Annotated in this window: 17 protein-coding genes; 10 read left to right on the forward strand and 7 right to left on the reverse strand. The window is 72.2% G+C overall.

Annotated features, from left to right (window positions below; all coding sequences use genetic code 11):
* Positions 1-6: 6 nt before the first annotated feature.
* Both AC5L38_RS33830 and AC5L38_RS33835 read right to left on the reverse strand, forming a co-directional pair.
* The gene (locus tag AC5L38_RS33830) at positions 7-1,464 is read right to left on the reverse strand and encodes a ferredoxin reductase family protein (RefSeq protein WP_495246863.1); all 1,458 of its coding nucleotides are present in this window, start codon (positions 1,462-1,464) and stop codon (positions 7-9) included.
* On the reverse strand, positions 1,461-2,060 hold the full coding sequence (locus AC5L38_RS33835; protein ID WP_495246864.1) for a DUF305 domain-containing protein: 600 nt from the start codon (positions 2,058-2,060) through the stop codon (positions 1,461-1,463). Before AC5L38_RS33835 ends, AC5L38_RS33830 begins: the two co-directional genes overlap by 4 nt.
* Positions 2,061-2,592: 532 nt before the next feature.
* Between AC5L38_RS33835 and AC5L38_RS33840 the strand changes: the two genes are divergently transcribed.
* From AC5L38_RS33840 to AC5L38_RS33850, 3 genes are all read left to right on the forward strand, one after another.
* Positions 2,593-4,530 (forward strand): sigma-70 family RNA polymerase sigma factor, encoded by a 1,938-nt coding sequence (locus tag AC5L38_RS33840; RefSeq protein ID WP_495246865.1) that lies wholly within the window; start codon positions 2,593-2,595, stop codon positions 4,528-4,530.
* Positions 4,531-4,590: 60 nt separating this feature from the next.
* Positions 4,591-5,220, forward strand: coding sequence for a YigZ family protein (locus AC5L38_RS33845; protein ID WP_495246866.1), 630 nt, complete (start codon positions 4,591-4,593; stop codon positions 5,218-5,220).
* 356 nt (positions 5,221-5,576) lie between these two features.
* Entirely contained in the window at positions 5,577-6,212 is a 636-nt protein-coding gene (locus AC5L38_RS33850; RefSeq protein ID WP_495246867.1) for a DedA family protein, read from the forward strand.
* Positions 6,213-6,462: 250 nt separating this feature from the next.
* Here the strand turns inward: AC5L38_RS33850 and AC5L38_RS33855 are convergent, their stop codons facing one another.
* Complete coding sequence (locus tag AC5L38_RS33855) at positions 6,463-7,299, reverse strand: NAD(P)H-binding protein (RefSeq protein ID WP_495246868.1); 837 nt, start codon at positions 7,297-7,299, stop codon at positions 6,463-6,465.
* Positions 7,296-7,583 carry an antibiotic biosynthesis monooxygenase family protein gene (locus AC5L38_RS33860; protein ID WP_495246869.1) on the reverse strand — a complete coding sequence of 96 codons (288 nt, stop codon included), beginning with the start codon at positions 7,581-7,583 and terminating at the stop codon, positions 7,296-7,298. Before AC5L38_RS33860 ends, AC5L38_RS33855 begins: the two co-directional genes overlap by 4 nt.
* A gap of 62 nt (positions 7,584-7,645) precedes the next feature.
* Between AC5L38_RS33860 and AC5L38_RS33865 the strand changes: the two genes are divergently transcribed.
* The 3 genes from AC5L38_RS33865 to AC5L38_RS33875 all read left to right on the forward strand — a co-directional run bounded on the left by AC5L38_RS33865 (position 7,646) and on the right by AC5L38_RS33875 (position 10,482).
* On the forward strand, positions 7,646-8,098 hold the full coding sequence (locus AC5L38_RS33865; protein WP_495246870.1) for a MarR family winged helix-turn-helix transcriptional regulator: 453 nt from the start codon (positions 7,646-7,648) through the stop codon (positions 8,096-8,098).
* Between the two features lie 302 nt (positions 8,099-8,400).
* Positions 8,401-9,795: an FAD-binding protein gene (locus AC5L38_RS33870; protein WP_495246871.1), complete on the forward strand. Its 1,395-nt coding sequence runs from the start codon at positions 8,401-8,403 to the stop codon at positions 9,793-9,795.
* 60 nt (positions 9,796-9,855) lie between these two features.
* Positions 9,856-10,482: a TetR/AcrR family transcriptional regulator gene (locus AC5L38_RS33875; protein ID WP_495246872.1), complete on the forward strand. Its 627-nt coding sequence runs from the start codon at positions 9,856-9,858 to the stop codon at positions 10,480-10,482.
* Positions 10,483-10,603: 121 nt separating this feature from the next.
* Here AC5L38_RS33875 and AC5L38_RS33880 read toward each other — a convergent pair whose 3' ends face one another.
* Complete coding sequence (locus AC5L38_RS33880; protein WP_495246873.1) at positions 10,604-11,119, reverse strand: DUF6194 family protein; 516 nt, start codon at positions 11,117-11,119, stop codon at positions 10,604-10,606.
* Positions 11,120-11,182: 63 nt separating this feature from the next.
* Here AC5L38_RS33880 and AC5L38_RS33885 point away from each other — a divergent pair, with 63 nt between their 5' ends.
* The 4 genes from AC5L38_RS33885 to AC5L38_RS33900 all read left to right on the forward strand — a co-directional run bounded on the left by AC5L38_RS33885 (position 11,183) and on the right by AC5L38_RS33900 (position 13,911).
* Complete coding sequence (locus AC5L38_RS33885; RefSeq protein WP_495246874.1) at positions 11,183-11,929, forward strand: MerR family transcriptional regulator; 747 nt, start codon at positions 11,183-11,185, stop codon at positions 11,927-11,929.
* A 95-nt stretch (positions 11,930-12,024) separates the two neighbouring features.
* A complete protein-coding gene (locus AC5L38_RS33890; protein ID WP_495246875.1) occupies positions 12,025-12,189 on the forward strand; it encodes a hypothetical protein in 165 nt (54 codons plus the stop codon).
* Complete coding sequence (locus AC5L38_RS33895) at positions 12,173-13,276, forward strand: sensor histidine kinase (RefSeq protein ID WP_495246876.1); 1,104 nt, start codon at positions 12,173-12,175, stop codon at positions 13,274-13,276. The genes AC5L38_RS33890 and AC5L38_RS33895 overlap by 17 nt, the downstream gene beginning before the upstream one ends.
* On the forward strand, positions 13,267-13,911 hold the full coding sequence (locus tag AC5L38_RS33900; protein ID WP_329079758.1) for a response regulator transcription factor: 645 nt from the start codon (positions 13,267-13,269) through the stop codon (positions 13,909-13,911). Before AC5L38_RS33895 ends, AC5L38_RS33900 begins: the two co-directional genes overlap by 10 nt.
* Before the next feature lie 53 nt (positions 13,912-13,964).
* Here the strand turns inward: AC5L38_RS33900 and AC5L38_RS33905 are convergent, their stop codons facing one another.
* On the reverse strand, positions 13,965-14,687 hold the full coding sequence (locus tag AC5L38_RS33905) for a L,D-transpeptidase family protein (protein WP_495246877.1): 723 nt from the start codon (positions 14,685-14,687) through the stop codon (positions 13,965-13,967).
* Positions 14,688-14,909: 222 nt separating this feature from the next.
* A complete protein-coding gene (locus AC5L38_RS33910) occupies positions 14,910-15,410 on the reverse strand; it encodes a M15 family metallopeptidase (protein WP_495246878.1) in 501 nt (166 codons plus the stop codon).
* Between the last annotated feature and the right edge of the window lie 72 nt (positions 15,411-15,482).

The raw sequence follows: 15,482 nt of genomic DNA on the forward strand, positions 1-15,482 counted from the left end.
GGCCGCTCAGAAGTCGAAGGACTCCACGTGGATGCGGCGGCCGGGGACGCCCGCGCGGCGCAGGGCGTGGCGTGCGGCGACCGTCATCCCGGCGGGGCCGCACAGGTAGACGTCGTGGACGGCCAGGCCGGGGATGAGGGTCCGCAGGGCGCGCCCGGTCAGCGGCACGTTCCGCTTGCCGGCCGACCCGGTCAGCTCGTCCACGGTGTAGTGGATCGTGGCGCCGCGCGCGGCGGCGATGGCGTCCAGCTCGTGGCGGAGGATCAGCTCCTCGTCGCGGCGCGCCATGTAGACCAGCGTCACCTCGCCGGGCAGCGTCTCGAAGAGCGCGCGCAGCGGGCTGATGCCCACGCCGCCGCCCACCAGCAGCACCTGGGGCCTGCGGCGCCGCGCGGCGGTGAGGGCCCCGTAGGGACCCTCGGCCCACACGCGGGTGCCGGGTCGCAGCCCGGCCAGGGCACGGCTGTGGTCGCCGACGCCCTTGACGGTGATCCGCAGGAAGCGGGAGTTGGCGGGCGCCGACAGCGAGTAGGGGTTGGCGGTCCACCACATGCCGGGGGCCAGGAAGCGCCACCGGAAGAACTGGCCGGGTTCGGCGCCCAGCTCGTCCAGGTGCTCGCCGGTCAGGTAGACCGACACCACGGCGGACGACTCCCGGCGGACCTCGGCGACCCGGAGGTCGTGGCGCAGGGCGCGGTGGACGGGGGTGAGGAAGCGGTACCAGACCAGCAGGACGGCGACGGACACGTACAGCGCGTACCAGAACACGCTCATCACGGCGTCGTCGGCGAAATCCGGTCCGGTGAGCTGGTGGCCGAACCCGAGGAAGACGGCCCCGTAGGTGACGAAGTGTAGATAGTGCCAGGTCTCGTACCTCATCCGGCGCCGCACCTCGCGCACCGAGATGACCGCGACGCCGATCAGCACCAGGAGGGCGACCGTCGCCTCCAGCATGGCCGGGCCGTCCAGGATCAGTCCCGCGACCGCCTCCGGCGCGCCCGCGTCGGAGCGCGCCGCGTGGGCCGCGACGGCGAACAGCATGTGGGCCACCGACAGGACGACGGTGGCGCGGCCGCCCGCCGCGTGCCAGCGGGCCAGCCGGTCGGTTCCGACCCCGCGGTCCAGCGCGGGAACGCGGGCCATCAGCCCCAGCAGGATCGCGCAGGCGTAGCCCGCGAGCAGGCCGGTGAGCCTGCCCGCCCAGGCCAGCGCGTCGGTGAGCCCGGAGACCGAGGTCAGGTCCGCCCAGCACGTCGCGGTCGCCGCGACGGCTCCGGCGTAGATCAGGGCGAGGGCCAGGGACGGCCGCGTCCGGCGCGCGGGCGGGCGGACGGGAACCCTGCGACGTCGCGTGCGCGTGCCGGAACCCGTACGTGCGCGCGTACCGGGGTGAGGAGGCGTGCCGGAACGCGGGTACGCATCGGGGTGCGTGCCGGAGTCGGGGGCCGGGGCGGCGCCTCTCACGGCTCCAGCCGGGTGAGCTGGTCGCCGTGGGTTCTCTCCAGGGCGACGGCGAACGCCTTGGTCTCCTGGTCCGCGCCCGCCTTCTGCTCGCTCTTCGCGACCAGGACGGACTGCGTGAGGTATTCGCGCGCGTCCTTGGTGAAGAGCCGGTCGAAGGCGGCGCCGTCGGCCCGCTTCAGGGCCGCGAAGTCGTCGGGAATCACCATGCCCGGTATGTCATGCCCCTCGTGCTCGTTGCTCTCCGGCACCCCGGACCGCCGCAGCAGGTCGCGCAGCTTCCGGAGCGTCGTACGGCGATCGGCGACGTTCTCCGTGGCGAATCGCGTTATCTCCGGGTTCGAGGTCTTGCCGGGGGCCAGTTCCAGCAGGCGCACCGCCTGCTCGGTCATCGGGATCATCAGTTGCAGCCACGCGATGTCTGTGGGGTTGAAGGAGCTCGACGCGCTTCCGGTCGGTGTGGGGAGCGCGGCGGGTCCGCTTCGCGACGGTGGGTGGTTCGCGGCCGAATGGGTCTGGGGCTCGGCGGCGACGCATCGCGAGACCAGCAGGACGGTGAGCACGACGAGCACTGACGCACCGATCGTGGACGCCTTCATGCCGTTCCTCCGCTCGCCGTTCCGTGGTGAGGCGAGGCCCGGTATGCCGGGCCTCGCCCCGTTCAGGTCAGACGGTACGCTTCCGCCCGAAGGCGGTCACCTGCCGTCTCATGGGGTGCCGCCGGCGCCGCGCCCGGCGATCGGGCGGACGCGTCGGCGGGGGAGGCGTCGAGGACGTGCCGCTCGCGCGAGGTGCGGAAGCGGGCGTGCGAACACCGTCGCTGTGCGCGGCGGAACCCTGTTGAACAGGACATATAGTCCTGTAACGGTGTCACCACGCGCCTTTCCGATGTCATCGTCGCGGGCCTCCTTCGCCGTCACGCCCGGCGCCGGGCGTGTTCTGCTCCTGCACAGGAGACGGACGGGGGAACGGGCGACAACAGAAACCCGGAAAAAGAGCGGAGAAAATTTTCGTTGTCGATCTGACCTGCCGCCGGTCTCCGTAGAGGGGGCTCGTTGGTCTTCCGCTATGTGGAGTTATGGAGAGAATCGTCCCTGCCCGGCGCGCGGTGTGGCCCGGGGACGACGGACCGTGGACGACGACAGGAAGCGGAGTGCGATGCTCGGAACCGGCAGGGGCGGACCCGACACGGCGATGGTGGCCGCCGCGCGTGACGGGGACCAGCGGGCGCTGGACGCCCTGGTGGCCGACTCCCTCCCGCTCGTCTACAACATCGTCGGCCGGGCGCTGAACGGTCACACCGACGTCGACGACGTGGTCCAGGAGACCTTCCTGCGGGTCGTCCGCGCCCTGCCCGACCTGCGGGACCCGCAGGCGTACCGGTCCTGGCTGGTGGCCATCGCCGTCCGCCAGGTGCGCGACCACGAGCAGGACCGCAGGACCACCCAGCACCGCAGGGCCGACCTCGACAGCGCCGAGGAGGTGCCCGACCCCGCCTCCGACTTCGCCGCCGTGACCATCCTGCGGCTCGGGCTCACCGACCAGCGCCGCGAGGTCGCCGAGGCCACCCGCTGGCTGGACGGCGACGACCAGGCGCTCCTCGCCCTGTGGTGGCTGGAGGAGACCGGCGAGCTCGACCGCTCCGACCTCGCCGGAGCCCTGGGCCTGTCGGGGCGCCACGCCGCGGTACGCGTCCAGCGGATGAAGGAGCAGGTCGAGACGGGGCGCACCATCGTGCGGGCGCTGCGCGCCGACTCCGGCTGCGCCGAGCTGCGCGCCCTCACCGCGAACTGGAACAGCGTCCCCAGCCCGCTGTGGCGCAAGCGCTTCGCCCGGCACATCCGCGACTGCGCCGTCTGCCAGGGGCGCACGGCGGGCCTGCTGCCCCTCGACCGCCTGCTCAGCGGGCTGCCGCTGCTGCCGCTGCCGATCGGCTTCGCCCTGCACCACCTCCACGCCGTCCCCCCCGCCGTCGAGGCGGTGGCGCACGCCACCTCCTGGGGGGCCTCCCACGGCGCCCACGCCCTGGAGACGACGCGGCCGGGCCTGCTCGCCTCGCTGCCCCCCGCCCCGATCGCGATCGGCGGCGCGGCGGCCGTCGTCGTCACGGGCGTCCTGATCTTCGGGCAGCTCACGGCCCCCGCCCCCACCCCCGAGCCCGCCCCGCCGCTCGCCGTGCCCACGCGGACGGCCGCGCCCTCACCGGTACGGACGCCGTCGGCGAGCGCCACGCCCGAGCCGCCCCCGTCTCCCACCCCCAGCCGCAAGAAGGCCACCCGCACGCCCACCCCCACGCCGACCCGGACGACGCCGCCCCCCGCCGCCGTCGTGAACTCCCCCAGGAAGGGAGTGGGCGTGTGGAAGATGCCCGGCCTCAGCAGCGCCTTCGCGAAGTCCGGCGCGAGCTGGTACTACACCTGGTCCACGCGCCGCGAGGGGGTCACCGGCCCCAGGGCGGACGGGTTCGTCCCGATGATCTGGGGATCGGGCAGCGTCACCCCGGAGAACCTCGCCCAGGCCAGGAGCGCCGGGCCCTACCTGCTCGCCTTCAACGAGCCCGACCTGCCCCAGCAGGCCAACATGAGCGTGGAGGAGGCGCTGAGGCACTGGCCGAAACTCATGTCCGCGGGCCGCGTGCTCAGCAGCCCCTCCGTCGCGTTCGGCGCCGACACCCCGGGCGGCTGGCTGGACCGCTTCATGACCGGGGCGAAGGAACGGGACTACCGCGTCGACTTCATCGCGCTGCACTGGTACGGGGCCGACTTCCGCACCCAGCCCGCGGTGAGCCAGCTCAAGTCGTACGTCCAGAACGTGTACAAGCGCTACCGCAAGCCGATCTGGCTCACCGAGTACGCCCTGATCGACTTCTCCAACGGCACCCGTTACGCCAGCGACGCCCAGCAGGCCGCGTTCGTCACCGCCTCCACCAAGATGCTGGCCTCCCTGCCGTACGTGCGGCGCTACGCCTGGTTCGGCCTGCCCTCCTCGGAGACCGAGCCCAACAGCGGGCTGTTCCGCCACGACGGGACCGTCACCCGCGCGGGCCGCGCCTTCCAGGCGGCCCGCTGACCGTGCCCTCCGGATAACCGTGCCCTCCGGATAACCTTGCTCTCTGGATAACCTTGCCGGATGCCCGACCCGTACCTGACTCCGCAGGACACCACGGAACACGAGATCGAGATCAGGCGCTCCCGGTTCCTGTGCGCGGTCGGCCCGGCCTCCTCGGAGGAGGCGGCGCGGGAGTTCGTCGGCGCGCGCAGGCGGCTGTACGGTGACGCCACGCACAACTGCTCGGCGTACGTGATCGGCGGCGACCGCCTGGTCCAGCGGGCCGACGACGACGGCGAGCCCGGCGGCACCGCCGGGACCCCGATGCTGGAGACCCTGCTGCGCCGGGGCGTCGCCGACGCGGTGGCGGTGGTCACCCGCTACTTCGGCGGGGTGAAGCTCGGCGCCGGAGGCCTGGTCCGCGCGTACGGCTCGTCGGTGGGCAAGACGCTGGACCTCACGCCGCTGGTCGAGATGGTGCCCGCCAGGGTCATGACCGTGACCGTCGACCACGTCAGGGCCGGGCGGCTGGAGAACGACCTGCGTGCCTCGCCGTACGAGGTCAGGGAGGTCGTCTACGGCGAGGAGGTCGGCTTCCGCGTCGCGGTGCGCGAGCGGGACCTGCCCGGCTTCCCCGGCTGGGTCGCCACGCTGACGGCGGGCCGCGCCGGGATCGAGCCGGGCGAGGCGGTCCACCTCAGGGGCGTCTGACCCGCGCCGGGCTCGGGTGTAAGCCGGTGACCCTTCCCCGGGAAGATTCCGGACAAGCCTCGCCACCGAGGGTGAAAAATGTGGGATGGGTCACACTCGTCACGGGACGGCGGTGCCGATCGGCGGTCATGGCCGCCCGTCCCCGGGCCGCGACGGATCTCCTCCGCGTTCCCGCCGTCCCCGCGCTGACCGCTCGATGCCCTGCTGACGTGCGGGAACATCGGAAAGCGTCGGGTCGTCACGGCCGCGCGGCGGGCGGCTGCGGTTTTCCGCAGCCGTGCCCTGCGGCGCACGCCAGGCGAGGTGGGGAGCGTTCCGCATCCACACCGTACGCAGCTCTCCGTAGCCTTGTCCCTATGAGTTCACCGAATGTCGACGGGATCGCCGGATGGGCGATCAACCTTATGGAAACCCTGGGCGCGCCCGGGGCGGGGCTGGCGATCGCACTCGAGAACCTGTTCCCGCCCCTGCCCAGCGAGGTGATCCTGCCGCTGGCCGGGTTCACCGCGAGCAAGGGGAACATGGGGCTGTTCGACGCCGTGCTCTGGACGACCATCGGATCGGTGGTCGGCGCGCTGGCGCTGTACACGGTCGGGGCCCTGCTGGGCCGCAACCGCGTGGTGTTCATCGCCTCCAAGCTGCCGCTGATCAATGTCTCCGACATCGAGAAGACCGAGGCCTGGTTCGCCAGGCACGGCAGGAAGACCGTCTTCTTCGGCCGGATGATCCCCATCTTCCGCAGCCTCATCTCGATCCCCGCGGGGGTCGAGCGCATGCCGATCCTGATCTTCACCCTCCTCACCACCCTGGGCAGCCTCATCTGGAACACGGCCTTCGTGATGGCGGGGTTCCTGCTCGGTGAGCAGTGGGACCTGGTCGAGCGGTACATGGGGATCGTGTCGAAGGCGGTGCTGGGCGTCGTGATCCTCGCCGTGGTGGTCTTCATCGTGGTCAGGCTGTCCGACCGGCGCAAGGGCAAGCACCACGCGTAGCCGCGGGCGCGCCGATCAGGGCCCGCCGGGTGCCGGCGGGGTCCGCGCCGGGGGTCGAAGGGCCCCCGGCCGTGCCCCTTCCCCTCCCGGCGGGCCCTCTCGCGTTCGCGACACGCCCGCCGGGAGGGTCACGTGGCCGCCGGCGCCCGGAGGCGGGGGCGGGCCGGTGGGCAGGGAGGACCGGGAGGACCGGGAGGACCGGGAGGACCGGGAGGACCGGCCCGCCGGCGCGGCCTCGCCGGTCGATGCCTCACCCGCCGATCCGGTCGGCGTAGTCGCGGGCGAACCGGGCGAACGTCCGGCCCGGACGGCCCGTCACGGCGGTGTACGTGGGCGTGGTGTAGTCGCCCCAGCCCGCGTCGTAGGCCCTCATGTACTCCTGGGTGACCTCCGCGTCCCACTCCCTCATCCCGGCCTTCAGCAGCATGGGATAGGCGTCGTCCGGGTCCACCGGCTGGTAGGCGAGCGGCCTTCCGTACACCTCCGACAGGGTGTCCGTCATGTCCCGCAGCCTGATCGTCTCCGGTCCCGTGAGCGTGTAGGTTTCCCCGTGGTGGCGTGCGGGGTCACGGAGCACGACGGCGGCGAGGTCGGCGATGTCCCGCACGTCGATCATGCCGACCCGGCCCTCTCCGGGAGCGCCGTAGAAGGTGTCGCCGTTGACCGAGCCGAGAATGTTCTGCATGAAGTACGCCGGGCGGATGACGGTCCAGCCGAGGCCGGAGGCCGCGAGCTCGATGTCCGACAGGACGTGCAGCCGGCCGTTGCGGGTCGGGGCGTCGTGCCCCGCGCCGATGGCCGACATGCGGACGACGTGCCGCACGCCCGCCTTCCTGGCCGCCGCGAGCGCGTTGCCGCTGGCGTGCGTGGAGTCCGGGCCCATCGCGGTCAGCAGCCACACCGTGTCCACGCCCGCGAAGGCCTGGCCCAGCGTGTCCGGGTGGTGGAGGTCGCCGACCGCCACCTCGACGCCTGACGGCGCCTTGGCCCTGTCGCGCACCAGCACCCGCAGGTCCGCCGTGCCCCGCAGCGAGCGCAGCACCTCTGTCGAGACGGTGCCGTTGGCGCCGGTGATCAGGATGGTCATCGTGATGTCCCCTCTTCCATGGAAACGAGTTCGTCGATCAGGGCGAAGAAGGCCTGGGTTCCCGGCAGGTTGCCGCCCTTGGCGCGGGAGGCCGCGAAGTCGGCCGGCGAGCGCCACTCCACGATGTCCAGCCATTCGCCGCCGGGCAGCTGGATCAGCTTGGCGCCCAGGAACCCTTCCCGGTCGGCCCGGAAGTCCGCGACCATCCCGCCGCGGGCGGCCAGAAGGTCCGTCGCGTGCTCCGGGGAGACGCGGAACCTGGTGATTTCCACTGTCGTCGTCACACCGCGACGATATGGTCAAAAATATTGATAGTCAAAATCAGTGACTAAATGGGAGGCGTGCGGTGTTGAGGAGCGAGCGCAAGCGGGAGCTGCCCGACCTGGGGATCCTGTCCAGCCGGACGCTGTTCAGCCTGCAGAGGGAGCTGTTCTCCCGGCTGTCGGAGATGGGCCACGCGCTGGTCAGGCCGCGGCACGGAGCCGTGCTGGCCTACCTGGACGTGGAGGGCAGCCGGGCCTCCGATCTGGCCGCGCAGTCGGGCCAGCACAAGCAGGTGATCGGCAACCTGGTGGACGAGCTGGTGGCGCTCGGGTACGTGGAGCGGCGGCCCGACCCCGCCGACCGCAGGGCCAAGCTCGTCGTGCCCACCGAACTGGGCCTCGACCACATGGTGAAGTCGGACGCCGTGCTCGTGGAGATGGAGGCCGAGCACGCGCGGGCGGTCGGCGAGGAGGCGTACGCGGAGTTCAAGCGCGTCTTCCGGCTGGTCGCCGAGCGCCAGACCGGGGAGAGATGATCGTCGGCCCCCTGTAGTGCCGAGCCCGGCGTCCGGGCCGCGGCAGGGCTTTCGGCCGTGCATAAATCGGTATTGTGGTACCGTATCGACATGCCGATCGGGTAGTGGTCGGCTCCAACCGGAACGCGGGGCGGTCGGCGGGGACCGCTGATCGCACGCCCGGCCATCCCTGCACATCCGCCGGGCGGCAGACGCCCGCCTCCGACGCGCCCGCGGTCATCGGCACCGGCTCGTACCGGCTCCGCGAAACAGGACACCCGGCTCGTACCGGCTCCGCACAACGAGATCAGAGAGACGTCACCATGCCCCTCCGTTCCCCTTCCCCTTCCCCTTCCCCGCTTCTCTCGTCCGTCGAAGGACCCGTCCTCTTCCCCGAGGACGACGGTTTCGCCGACGAGGCGTCGGTGTTCAACATGGCCGTCGCCCACCGCCCGCACGTGATCATCGGCGCCACCGGCGTCGCGGACGTCCAGGCGGCGGTGCGCTTCGCCGCGGAGCGGGATCTCCCCGTCGCGGTCCTCAACACCGGGCACGGCCCCTCCGTGTCCGTTCCCGGAGACGCCGTCATGATCACCACGCGTCGCATGACGGGGGTGAGCGTCGACGAAGCGGCGAGGACCGCCCGGGTCGAGGCCGGGGTCCGCTGGGGTCAGGTGGTGCGGGAGGCCGCCAAGGCCGGGCTCGCGCCCCTCGCCGGCTCATCGCCGCAGGTCGGGGTCGTCGGCTACACGCTCGGCGGCGGGGTGAGCGTCGCGCTGGGGCGGGCCTTCGGCTACGCGGCCGACCACGTCCTGGCGATCGACGTCGTGACCGCGGACGGCGTGCTCCGCCACGTCACACCGGATTCCGACCCGGAGCTGTTCTTCGCCCTGCGCGGCGGGAGGGGCAACTTCGGCGTCGTCACCGCGATGGAGTTCGGCCTGTTCCCCGTGACGGAACTGTACGCCGGAGCGCTGCAGTTCCCGGGCGAGGACGCGGGCGCCGTGCTGCGGGCCTACCAGCGCTTCACCGCCACGGCGCCCGACGAGATGACCTCGTCGATCGTCTTCCTGCGCGCGCCCGACCTGCCGTTCGTCCCCGAGTTCATGCGCGGGAAGCTCACCGTCACCGTCCGGGTCTCCTACCTGGGCTCGGCACGCGACGGTGAGGCCCTGGTCGCCCCGTTGCGGGCGGCCGCGCCGGTGCTCACCGACACCGTGGCCACGATGCCCGCCGCGCACGTCGCCACCATCACCAACGACCCGGCCGAGCCCGGCGCCGCCGTGGAGCACTTCACCGTGCTCGACGCGCTGTCCCCGACGGCGATGGAGGCGATCCTGGAGGTCGCCGGACCGGATTCCGGCACGCGTATCACCATGGTCAACCTGACCCACCTCGGCGGCGCGTTCGCGAAGGCCCCGCAGCGGGCCAACGCGGTGGGACGGCGTGACGCCGCCTTCGCCGCGTTCACGTTGACGGCGGTCGCGCCCGGCGACGTCGACGGCCACGAGAACGTGGGCCTGGAACTGATCGACAGGCTCACCGCGTCCGGGGGCGGCCGCAAGCACCCTGTCTACCTCTCGCCGGCCGACGCCTCCGTCGAGAGCGTGCGGCTGGCGTACGACGAGCCGACCTACGAGCGGCTGCGGGCGGCGAAGACCACGTACGACCCGCGCAACGTGTTCCGCTACAACCACAACATCCCGCCCCTGGCATAGGCGTCGCGGACACGCCCCTCAGGGTTTGACCCCCACCAGGCACGAAAGTATGGTACGGCCATGCCCATAGCGAGTCGGAAAAGGCGTGCGGGCGGGGAGAAACGGAATCTCGTCCTGGACGCGGTGATGAACGTGCTCGCCGAACGCGGCTACGAGAACACCCGTTTCGCCGACGTGTCGGCCGCCAGCGGTGTCGCGATCAGCACGCTGCAGAACTACTTCGGTTCGCGTGAGGACATGGTCATCGAGGCCATGGGGCTTTCCGTCGATCGGGAGGTGGCGGCCCTGGAGGCGGTGGCCGTCGCCGAACGTGATCCGTGGGAGCGGCTGGTCGCCATGATCGACCGGAGCCTGAACAGCTCCGATCACACGCGGCGGATGCTCGTCGAGTTCTGGCGGTCCGCCATGCGGGACGACGAACTCAACGCGTACAGCACCGAGGTGCAACAGCGCTATCGGGCGCCCTTCCTCGCCGCCGTGAGGGAGGGCGGCGAGCAGGGCGAGTTCACCCTCACCCACAGGCCCGACGACGTGACGGACCTCCTGATCTCCACCTTGATCGGGGACATCGTCTTCAGGGCCATGCACCATTCCACACCGGCTCCCGCCGACCTCCGCGGCGTCCTGCTGGCCCAGCTCCGCCTGATGCTGGGCCTGCACGGCGCGAGCCCCGCGGCTCGCCGGTGAGGAGTTCCCCACAGGCGCCGGCCGCCCTCACCGCCGGCGGCACCGCGAGGTCCGCCGTCGCGCCGGGGAGGAGATCGTCGGCGCGACGGTGGGGTGGGGTGCCGAGCAGACAGGTCCCGGGTCAGGGCGAGGCCGATCCGGCGCGCCGCAGGTGGCGCGAGCGGGCCAGGTCGTGGGCCGTGCGAAGCAGCTCCCGGACAGCCGGTTCCGTCCGCGGCCCCGGGTTCACCACGGCCAGCCAGCCCAGCGTGCCGTAGACGGGGTGCGCGATCACGGAGTCGGTCACGCTCGGGTCGGTCATGCTCGGGTCGGCCTCGTCGGTGGCCCCGTCGGTGGCCTCGTCAGCGGCCTGGTCGCGCGGCTGCCGGCCTGTCCGGGCGACGAAGGCGTCCTTGCCGGCGAAGAGGTTCAGGCGGAAGGTGCCGGGACGGCCGAGACGCGATCGCTCGTCGCCCGGGTAGTCCTTCGTCACGATCGTCGCGAAGGGCTGGGTCGTCTTCGGGACCTCGCCGTCGGGCGCGTAGTAGAAGAACGAGTCGCCCCAGCTGATCTCCGGCGAACCGTCGCCGGGTGCCGGCCGCAGGACCAGGACCCCGTCGAGGCCGGCGAGGAATTCGGTGATCTCGTCGATACTCATGTGTTGTAGCGTGTCATTCACGTGGTTGTGGAGGCTTTGCCACCAAAACTCCGAGGTGGACGGGTGAGAAGTCTCAAGTCGGCGAATCTGCGGACGGTCGATGTCGCGCGGCACGCCGGGTGCTCCGTCCAGCAGGTGCGCAATCTCGAACGCGACGGCGTGCTGCCCCCGGCGGCGCGCACCGGCACGGGATACCGGATCTACGGCGAGGCGCATCTGCGTTCCGCGCTGGCCTACCGGGCTCTCGCGGACGGCGCGGGGCCGGTCGAGGCCAGAAGGATCATGCGCGCCGCGCACGCGTATCCCGCCTCCGACATGCTCGCCCTGCTCGACGCGGCCCACGCCCGGCTCGACGCGGAGCGGCGGGAGCTCCGGCTGGCCAGGGAGGCCGCCGCGACGATCTCCCGGGAGTCGATCGGCGACGTGCGGCCATCGGACGTCATGAGCGTCTCCGAGCTCGCCGTCGCGCTCGGTGTGCGCCCCTCGACGTTGCGGCACTGGGACGCGGAGGGTCTGGTCGTGCCCCGGCGGGCCACGCCGGGAGGGCCGCGACGATACTTCCCGGGCGATGTCCGCGACGCGCGGATCGTCCACCAGCTGCGCCTGGCCGGTTACCGCGTCGCCCCGCTCAGGGCCCTGATGCCGGAGCTGCGGCGCACCCGCCGCTGGGATGAGGTGACGGCCGCGCTGGCCACCCGGGACGCGAGCGTCTCCGACCGGTCGAGAGCCCTCCTCGACGGTGCCGCCGCGCTCAGCGCGTTGATCACGCCGGGCACCTCCCGGGAGACCGCCGTGGACGTACGGGCGTGAGTCCCCGCTTCTCGGCGGGGTGTGGTTTTCCGCAGCCCCGAAACGGCCATGTACCGCATTCCGTTCATGTCCCGGTCCTTTGTAGCCTCTGGGGCATGTCGGATGGGCTGGTCGGAGCGATGGAAGACCCCGCGGCGCCGGGCGCGTGGCCGGTGACCGCGCGGGTGCTCCCGCCCGTCCCGGTGCTCCGGGACGGGCCGGTGGGCGTGGACGCCGGGGCGGTCGAGCGGCGGGAGGGACGGCGTGCGTCCCGTCGCTGAGGGGCTGCGGCTGCTGCGCGCGGTGGTCCTCGGGGCGGTCACCGCCCTGCTCGGCGTCGTGTTCCTGCTGCTCACGCTGCCGTTCGCCGGCCGTCCGGCCGTGCGCAGGGCGGCCCGGCGGCTGGCCGTGCTCGAAGCCCGCCGCCTGCGTCTCGACCCCGCGGCCCTCCATCTCGACACAAATCGCCCGGACGGGCGGGAGCTGCGCTACCTGGCGGCGAGGGTGCCGGTGGGCGTGCTCGGCGGCCTGGTGGTCGTCCTGCTCGTCTACGGCGCCGGGACGGCCGTCGCCCTCACCTGGTCCTGGGGGTGGGGCCTGCCGTTCGACGGCATGACGCCGAGCGTGCCGCTGCTCGCCTACGCCTTCCTGGGGGGCGTCGTCCTGCTGTTCCTGGACCTGTCGGGCCTGGTGGGGGTGCACGCGCTGGAGCGGCGGCTGGCCGTGCGCATGTTCGGGCCCGACCCCACTGAGGCGCTGCGGCGCCGCATCGCCGAGCTGGCCGAGAGCCGCGCGGGCGTGCTGGCGGCCGTCGACTCCGAGCGGCGCAGGATCGAGCGGGACCTGCACGACGGGCTGCAGCAACGGCTGGTGGCGCTGTCCATGCTGGTCGGACGGGCGCGCAGAGGACGGTCCGAACTGCTCGGGCAGGCGCACGAGGAGGCGCAGCAGGCACTGGCCGAGCTGCGTGAGGTGGCCTGGCGGGTCTACCCGTCGGGGCTGGACACCCTAGGGCTCGCCGACGCGCTGGCCGGGGTGGCCGAACGCTCCGGCGTCCCGGTCAAGGTCGTCTGCGAGCTGTCCGCACGGCCGCCGATGGCGGTGGAGACCGCGTCGTACTTCGTGGTCAGCGAGGCGGTGACCAACGCGGCCAAGCACGCCCGCGCCACCGCGATCACCGTCGAGGTCCGCGAACGCGGCACAATGGTCGTCGTGCGGGTACGGGACGACGGCGTGGGCGGGGCGAGCGCGGCGGGCGGCGGGCTGTCGGGCCTGGCCAGGCGGGTGGCCGCGCTGGACGGCCGCCTCGGCGTCGACAGCCCGCCCGGCGGACCCACCACGATCACCGCGGAGCTCCCGTGCGGGTGATCCTGGCCGAGGACTCGACCCTGCTGCGCGAGGGGCTGGTCCGGCTGCTGCTGGAGGAGGGCCACGAGGTCCCGGCCGCGGTCGGCGACGGCGAGGCGCTCGTCGCCGCGGTCGCCGAGCACCGGCCCGACGTCGTGGTCGCCGACGTGCGGATGCCGCCGACCCACACCGACGAGGGGCTGCGGGCGGTCCTGGAGATCCGGCGCCGCCACCCGGGGACGCGCGTGCTGGTCCTGTCGCAGTACGTCGAGAAGCGCTACGCCACCGAGCTGATGACCGGCGACGTGGACGGGGTGGGCTACCTGCTCAAGGACCGGGTGGCCCAGGTCGCCGACTTCCTCGACGCGCTCGACCGCGTCGGCGCCGGGGGAGCGGCCTTCGACCCCGAGGTGGTACGCCAGCTGCTGGCCAGGACCACCCACGCCGACCCGCTGAGCCGCCTCACCTCCCGCGAGCGCGAGGTGCTCGACCACATGGCCCAGGGCCTGACCAACGCCTCCACCGCCGAGCGGCTGCACGTCTCCCAGAGCGCCGTCGAGAAACACGTCAACGCCATCTTCGACAAGCTCGGCCTGCTGCACGTCACCGGCTACAGCCGCCGGGTCCTGGCGGTGCTGCGCTACCTCGGCTCCTGAGCCCGGGTTTCGATCTCCGGCGGGGCGGCCTCTTACGGGCCGTCGCTCCTCGGTCAGGCGACTCTGATGTCCATCTGAGGGGAGTGCTTCGGATCCATCCAGCGCAGCAGCCGCAGCAGTTTGTCGGCCGGCAGGCTGACGCAGCCACTGGTGGGCCCGCCGTTGCTGACGTGGAGGAAGATCGCGCTGCCCAGGTGGGGTGTGCGCTTCTCGGTGTTGTAGGCGATCACGGCGCCGTAGGCGTAGGCCGGGGGGTTCAGCATGTTCTCGGGAGAGACCCCCGGATCGGCGTGGCGGGCGTCCACCCAGGTGTTGTAGAGGGGACTGGCGGAGTCGTCGTTCCATTTGTCGTGGGAGAGCGCCTGCCGGTAGGGAAATTTCACACCGGGATCGGGTTCGGCCCCGAACATGAAGTCGAACCCGTACGTGCCGGACGGGGTGCGCCCGTCGCCCTCCCGCTTCTGGCCCGGTGGGGCGATGCCGCTCTCGCCGACGTTCGCCGTCCACGGCCCGTACGCCTTCACCCAGCGGCCGTTCCTCGCGGTGTAGGCGACCAGCGTGGCGGTGCTTTCCCGGTAGGCGTCGGCCGTCACGGTGATGAGCTGCCGTCCCGGCGCCGGGGGCGGCAGGGCGGCGGCGGTGGAGGTGGAGGCGGCGGCGAAGGCGGCACGGGCACCGAAAAGCCCGCCGAAGGCCATGACGAGTGCGAGCAGGGCGGCGCTCACGAGGGAGGCCGTTCCCAAGCCCGCGGACGCTCTGCGGTCAACGTTGTCCATACGTGCAGGTTAACCAGGTGAGAGGCGTGCTCGGTATGGCGAAAGGCCAGGTCAGAGCCTTGCTCATGTTGGATTCCCGGCTCGCGCCGGACGTTCTGCCCCCGGCGCCGGGCCCCGGCTCATGTCCCGCCGGGGCTCACCGGCCGGCGGTCCCGCGCCGTCGAAACGGCAGCCGGTGGCTTTCGCCGCGGCACGGCACCGGGAGATCCCGGCGCGAGGGCGTCATCGTCCGTTCTGGGAGAAGTGCTGGTAGTCCTTCGAGGTCGACCATGATCCGCCCCAGCTCCAGCCGATCTTCTTGAACGCGCGAACCACGTCGTCACCGGGGTTGATGACTCCCGGCCGGTCCAGGGGGCGCCGGACGTAGTCCTTCGCGTTCGGGGGGTCGACGGTGCCGCCTGGATAGGGATGGATGTAGGGGTTCTCCCGGGTGTTGACATCGATCGCCAGGCCGTAGGCGTGTTGCGACCAGCTGGTGGTGGTCCCGACGCGCCGGCAGTTGAAGCCCGAGGTGTTGTCCGCCGCCATGGAGGCGTCGTCGCTGCCCTTGTAGGCCTCCACCGGCTGCATCCGCCGGATGGGGAAGCGCTGACCGTACAGCTCCCTGAAGACCGAGACGACCTGGCCGGCCACCGATTTGTTGATCACCATCCTTCCCGTGTGGGGCCTGCCGTCGAAGCCCCAGTAGGTCATGGTGATCATCCTGAGGTCGCCGGGTCCCACCGGGCATCCCCGACGCCAGGAATGGCGGAGCCGGCCCGGGGACACCGGCGTCACCGTGGCGGTGAACGCCTG

It is taken from the genome of Streptosporangium nanhuense, from assembly GCF_059358815.1.

Coding starts and splice junctions, on each gene's coding strand:
- AC5L38_RS33905 (WP_495246877.1), bottom strand. CDS start 14,687: ATGGACAACGTTGACCGCAGAGCGTCCGCGGGCTTGGGAACGGCCTCC.
- AC5L38_RS33875 (WP_495246872.1), top strand. CDS start 9,856: ATGCCCATAGCGAGTCGGAAAAGGCGTGCGGGCGGGGAGAAACGGAAT.
- AC5L38_RS33845 (WP_495246866.1), top strand. CDS start 4,591: ATGCCCGACCCGTACCTGACTCCGCAGGACACCACGGAACACGAGATC.
- AC5L38_RS33890 (WP_495246875.1), top strand. CDS start 12,025: ATGTCGGATGGGCTGGTCGGAGCGATGGAAGACCCCGCGGCGCCGGGC.
- AC5L38_RS33855 (WP_495246868.1), bottom strand. CDS start 7,299: ATGACCATCCTGATCACCGGCGCCAACGGCACCGTCTCGACAGAGGTG.
- AC5L38_RS33850 (WP_495246867.1), top strand. CDS start 5,577: ATGAGTTCACCGAATGTCGACGGGATCGCCGGATGGGCGATCAACCTT.
- AC5L38_RS33835 (WP_495246864.1), bottom strand. CDS start 2,060: ATGAAGGCGTCCACGATCGGTGCGTCAGTGCTCGTCGTGCTCACCGTC.
- AC5L38_RS33870 (WP_495246871.1), top strand. CDS start 8,401: ATGCCCCTCCGTTCCCCTTCCCCTTCCCCTTCCCCGCTTCTCTCGTCC.
- AC5L38_RS33880 (WP_495246873.1), bottom strand. CDS start 11,119: ATGAGTATCGACGAGATCACCGAATTCCTCGCCGGCCTCGACGGGGTC.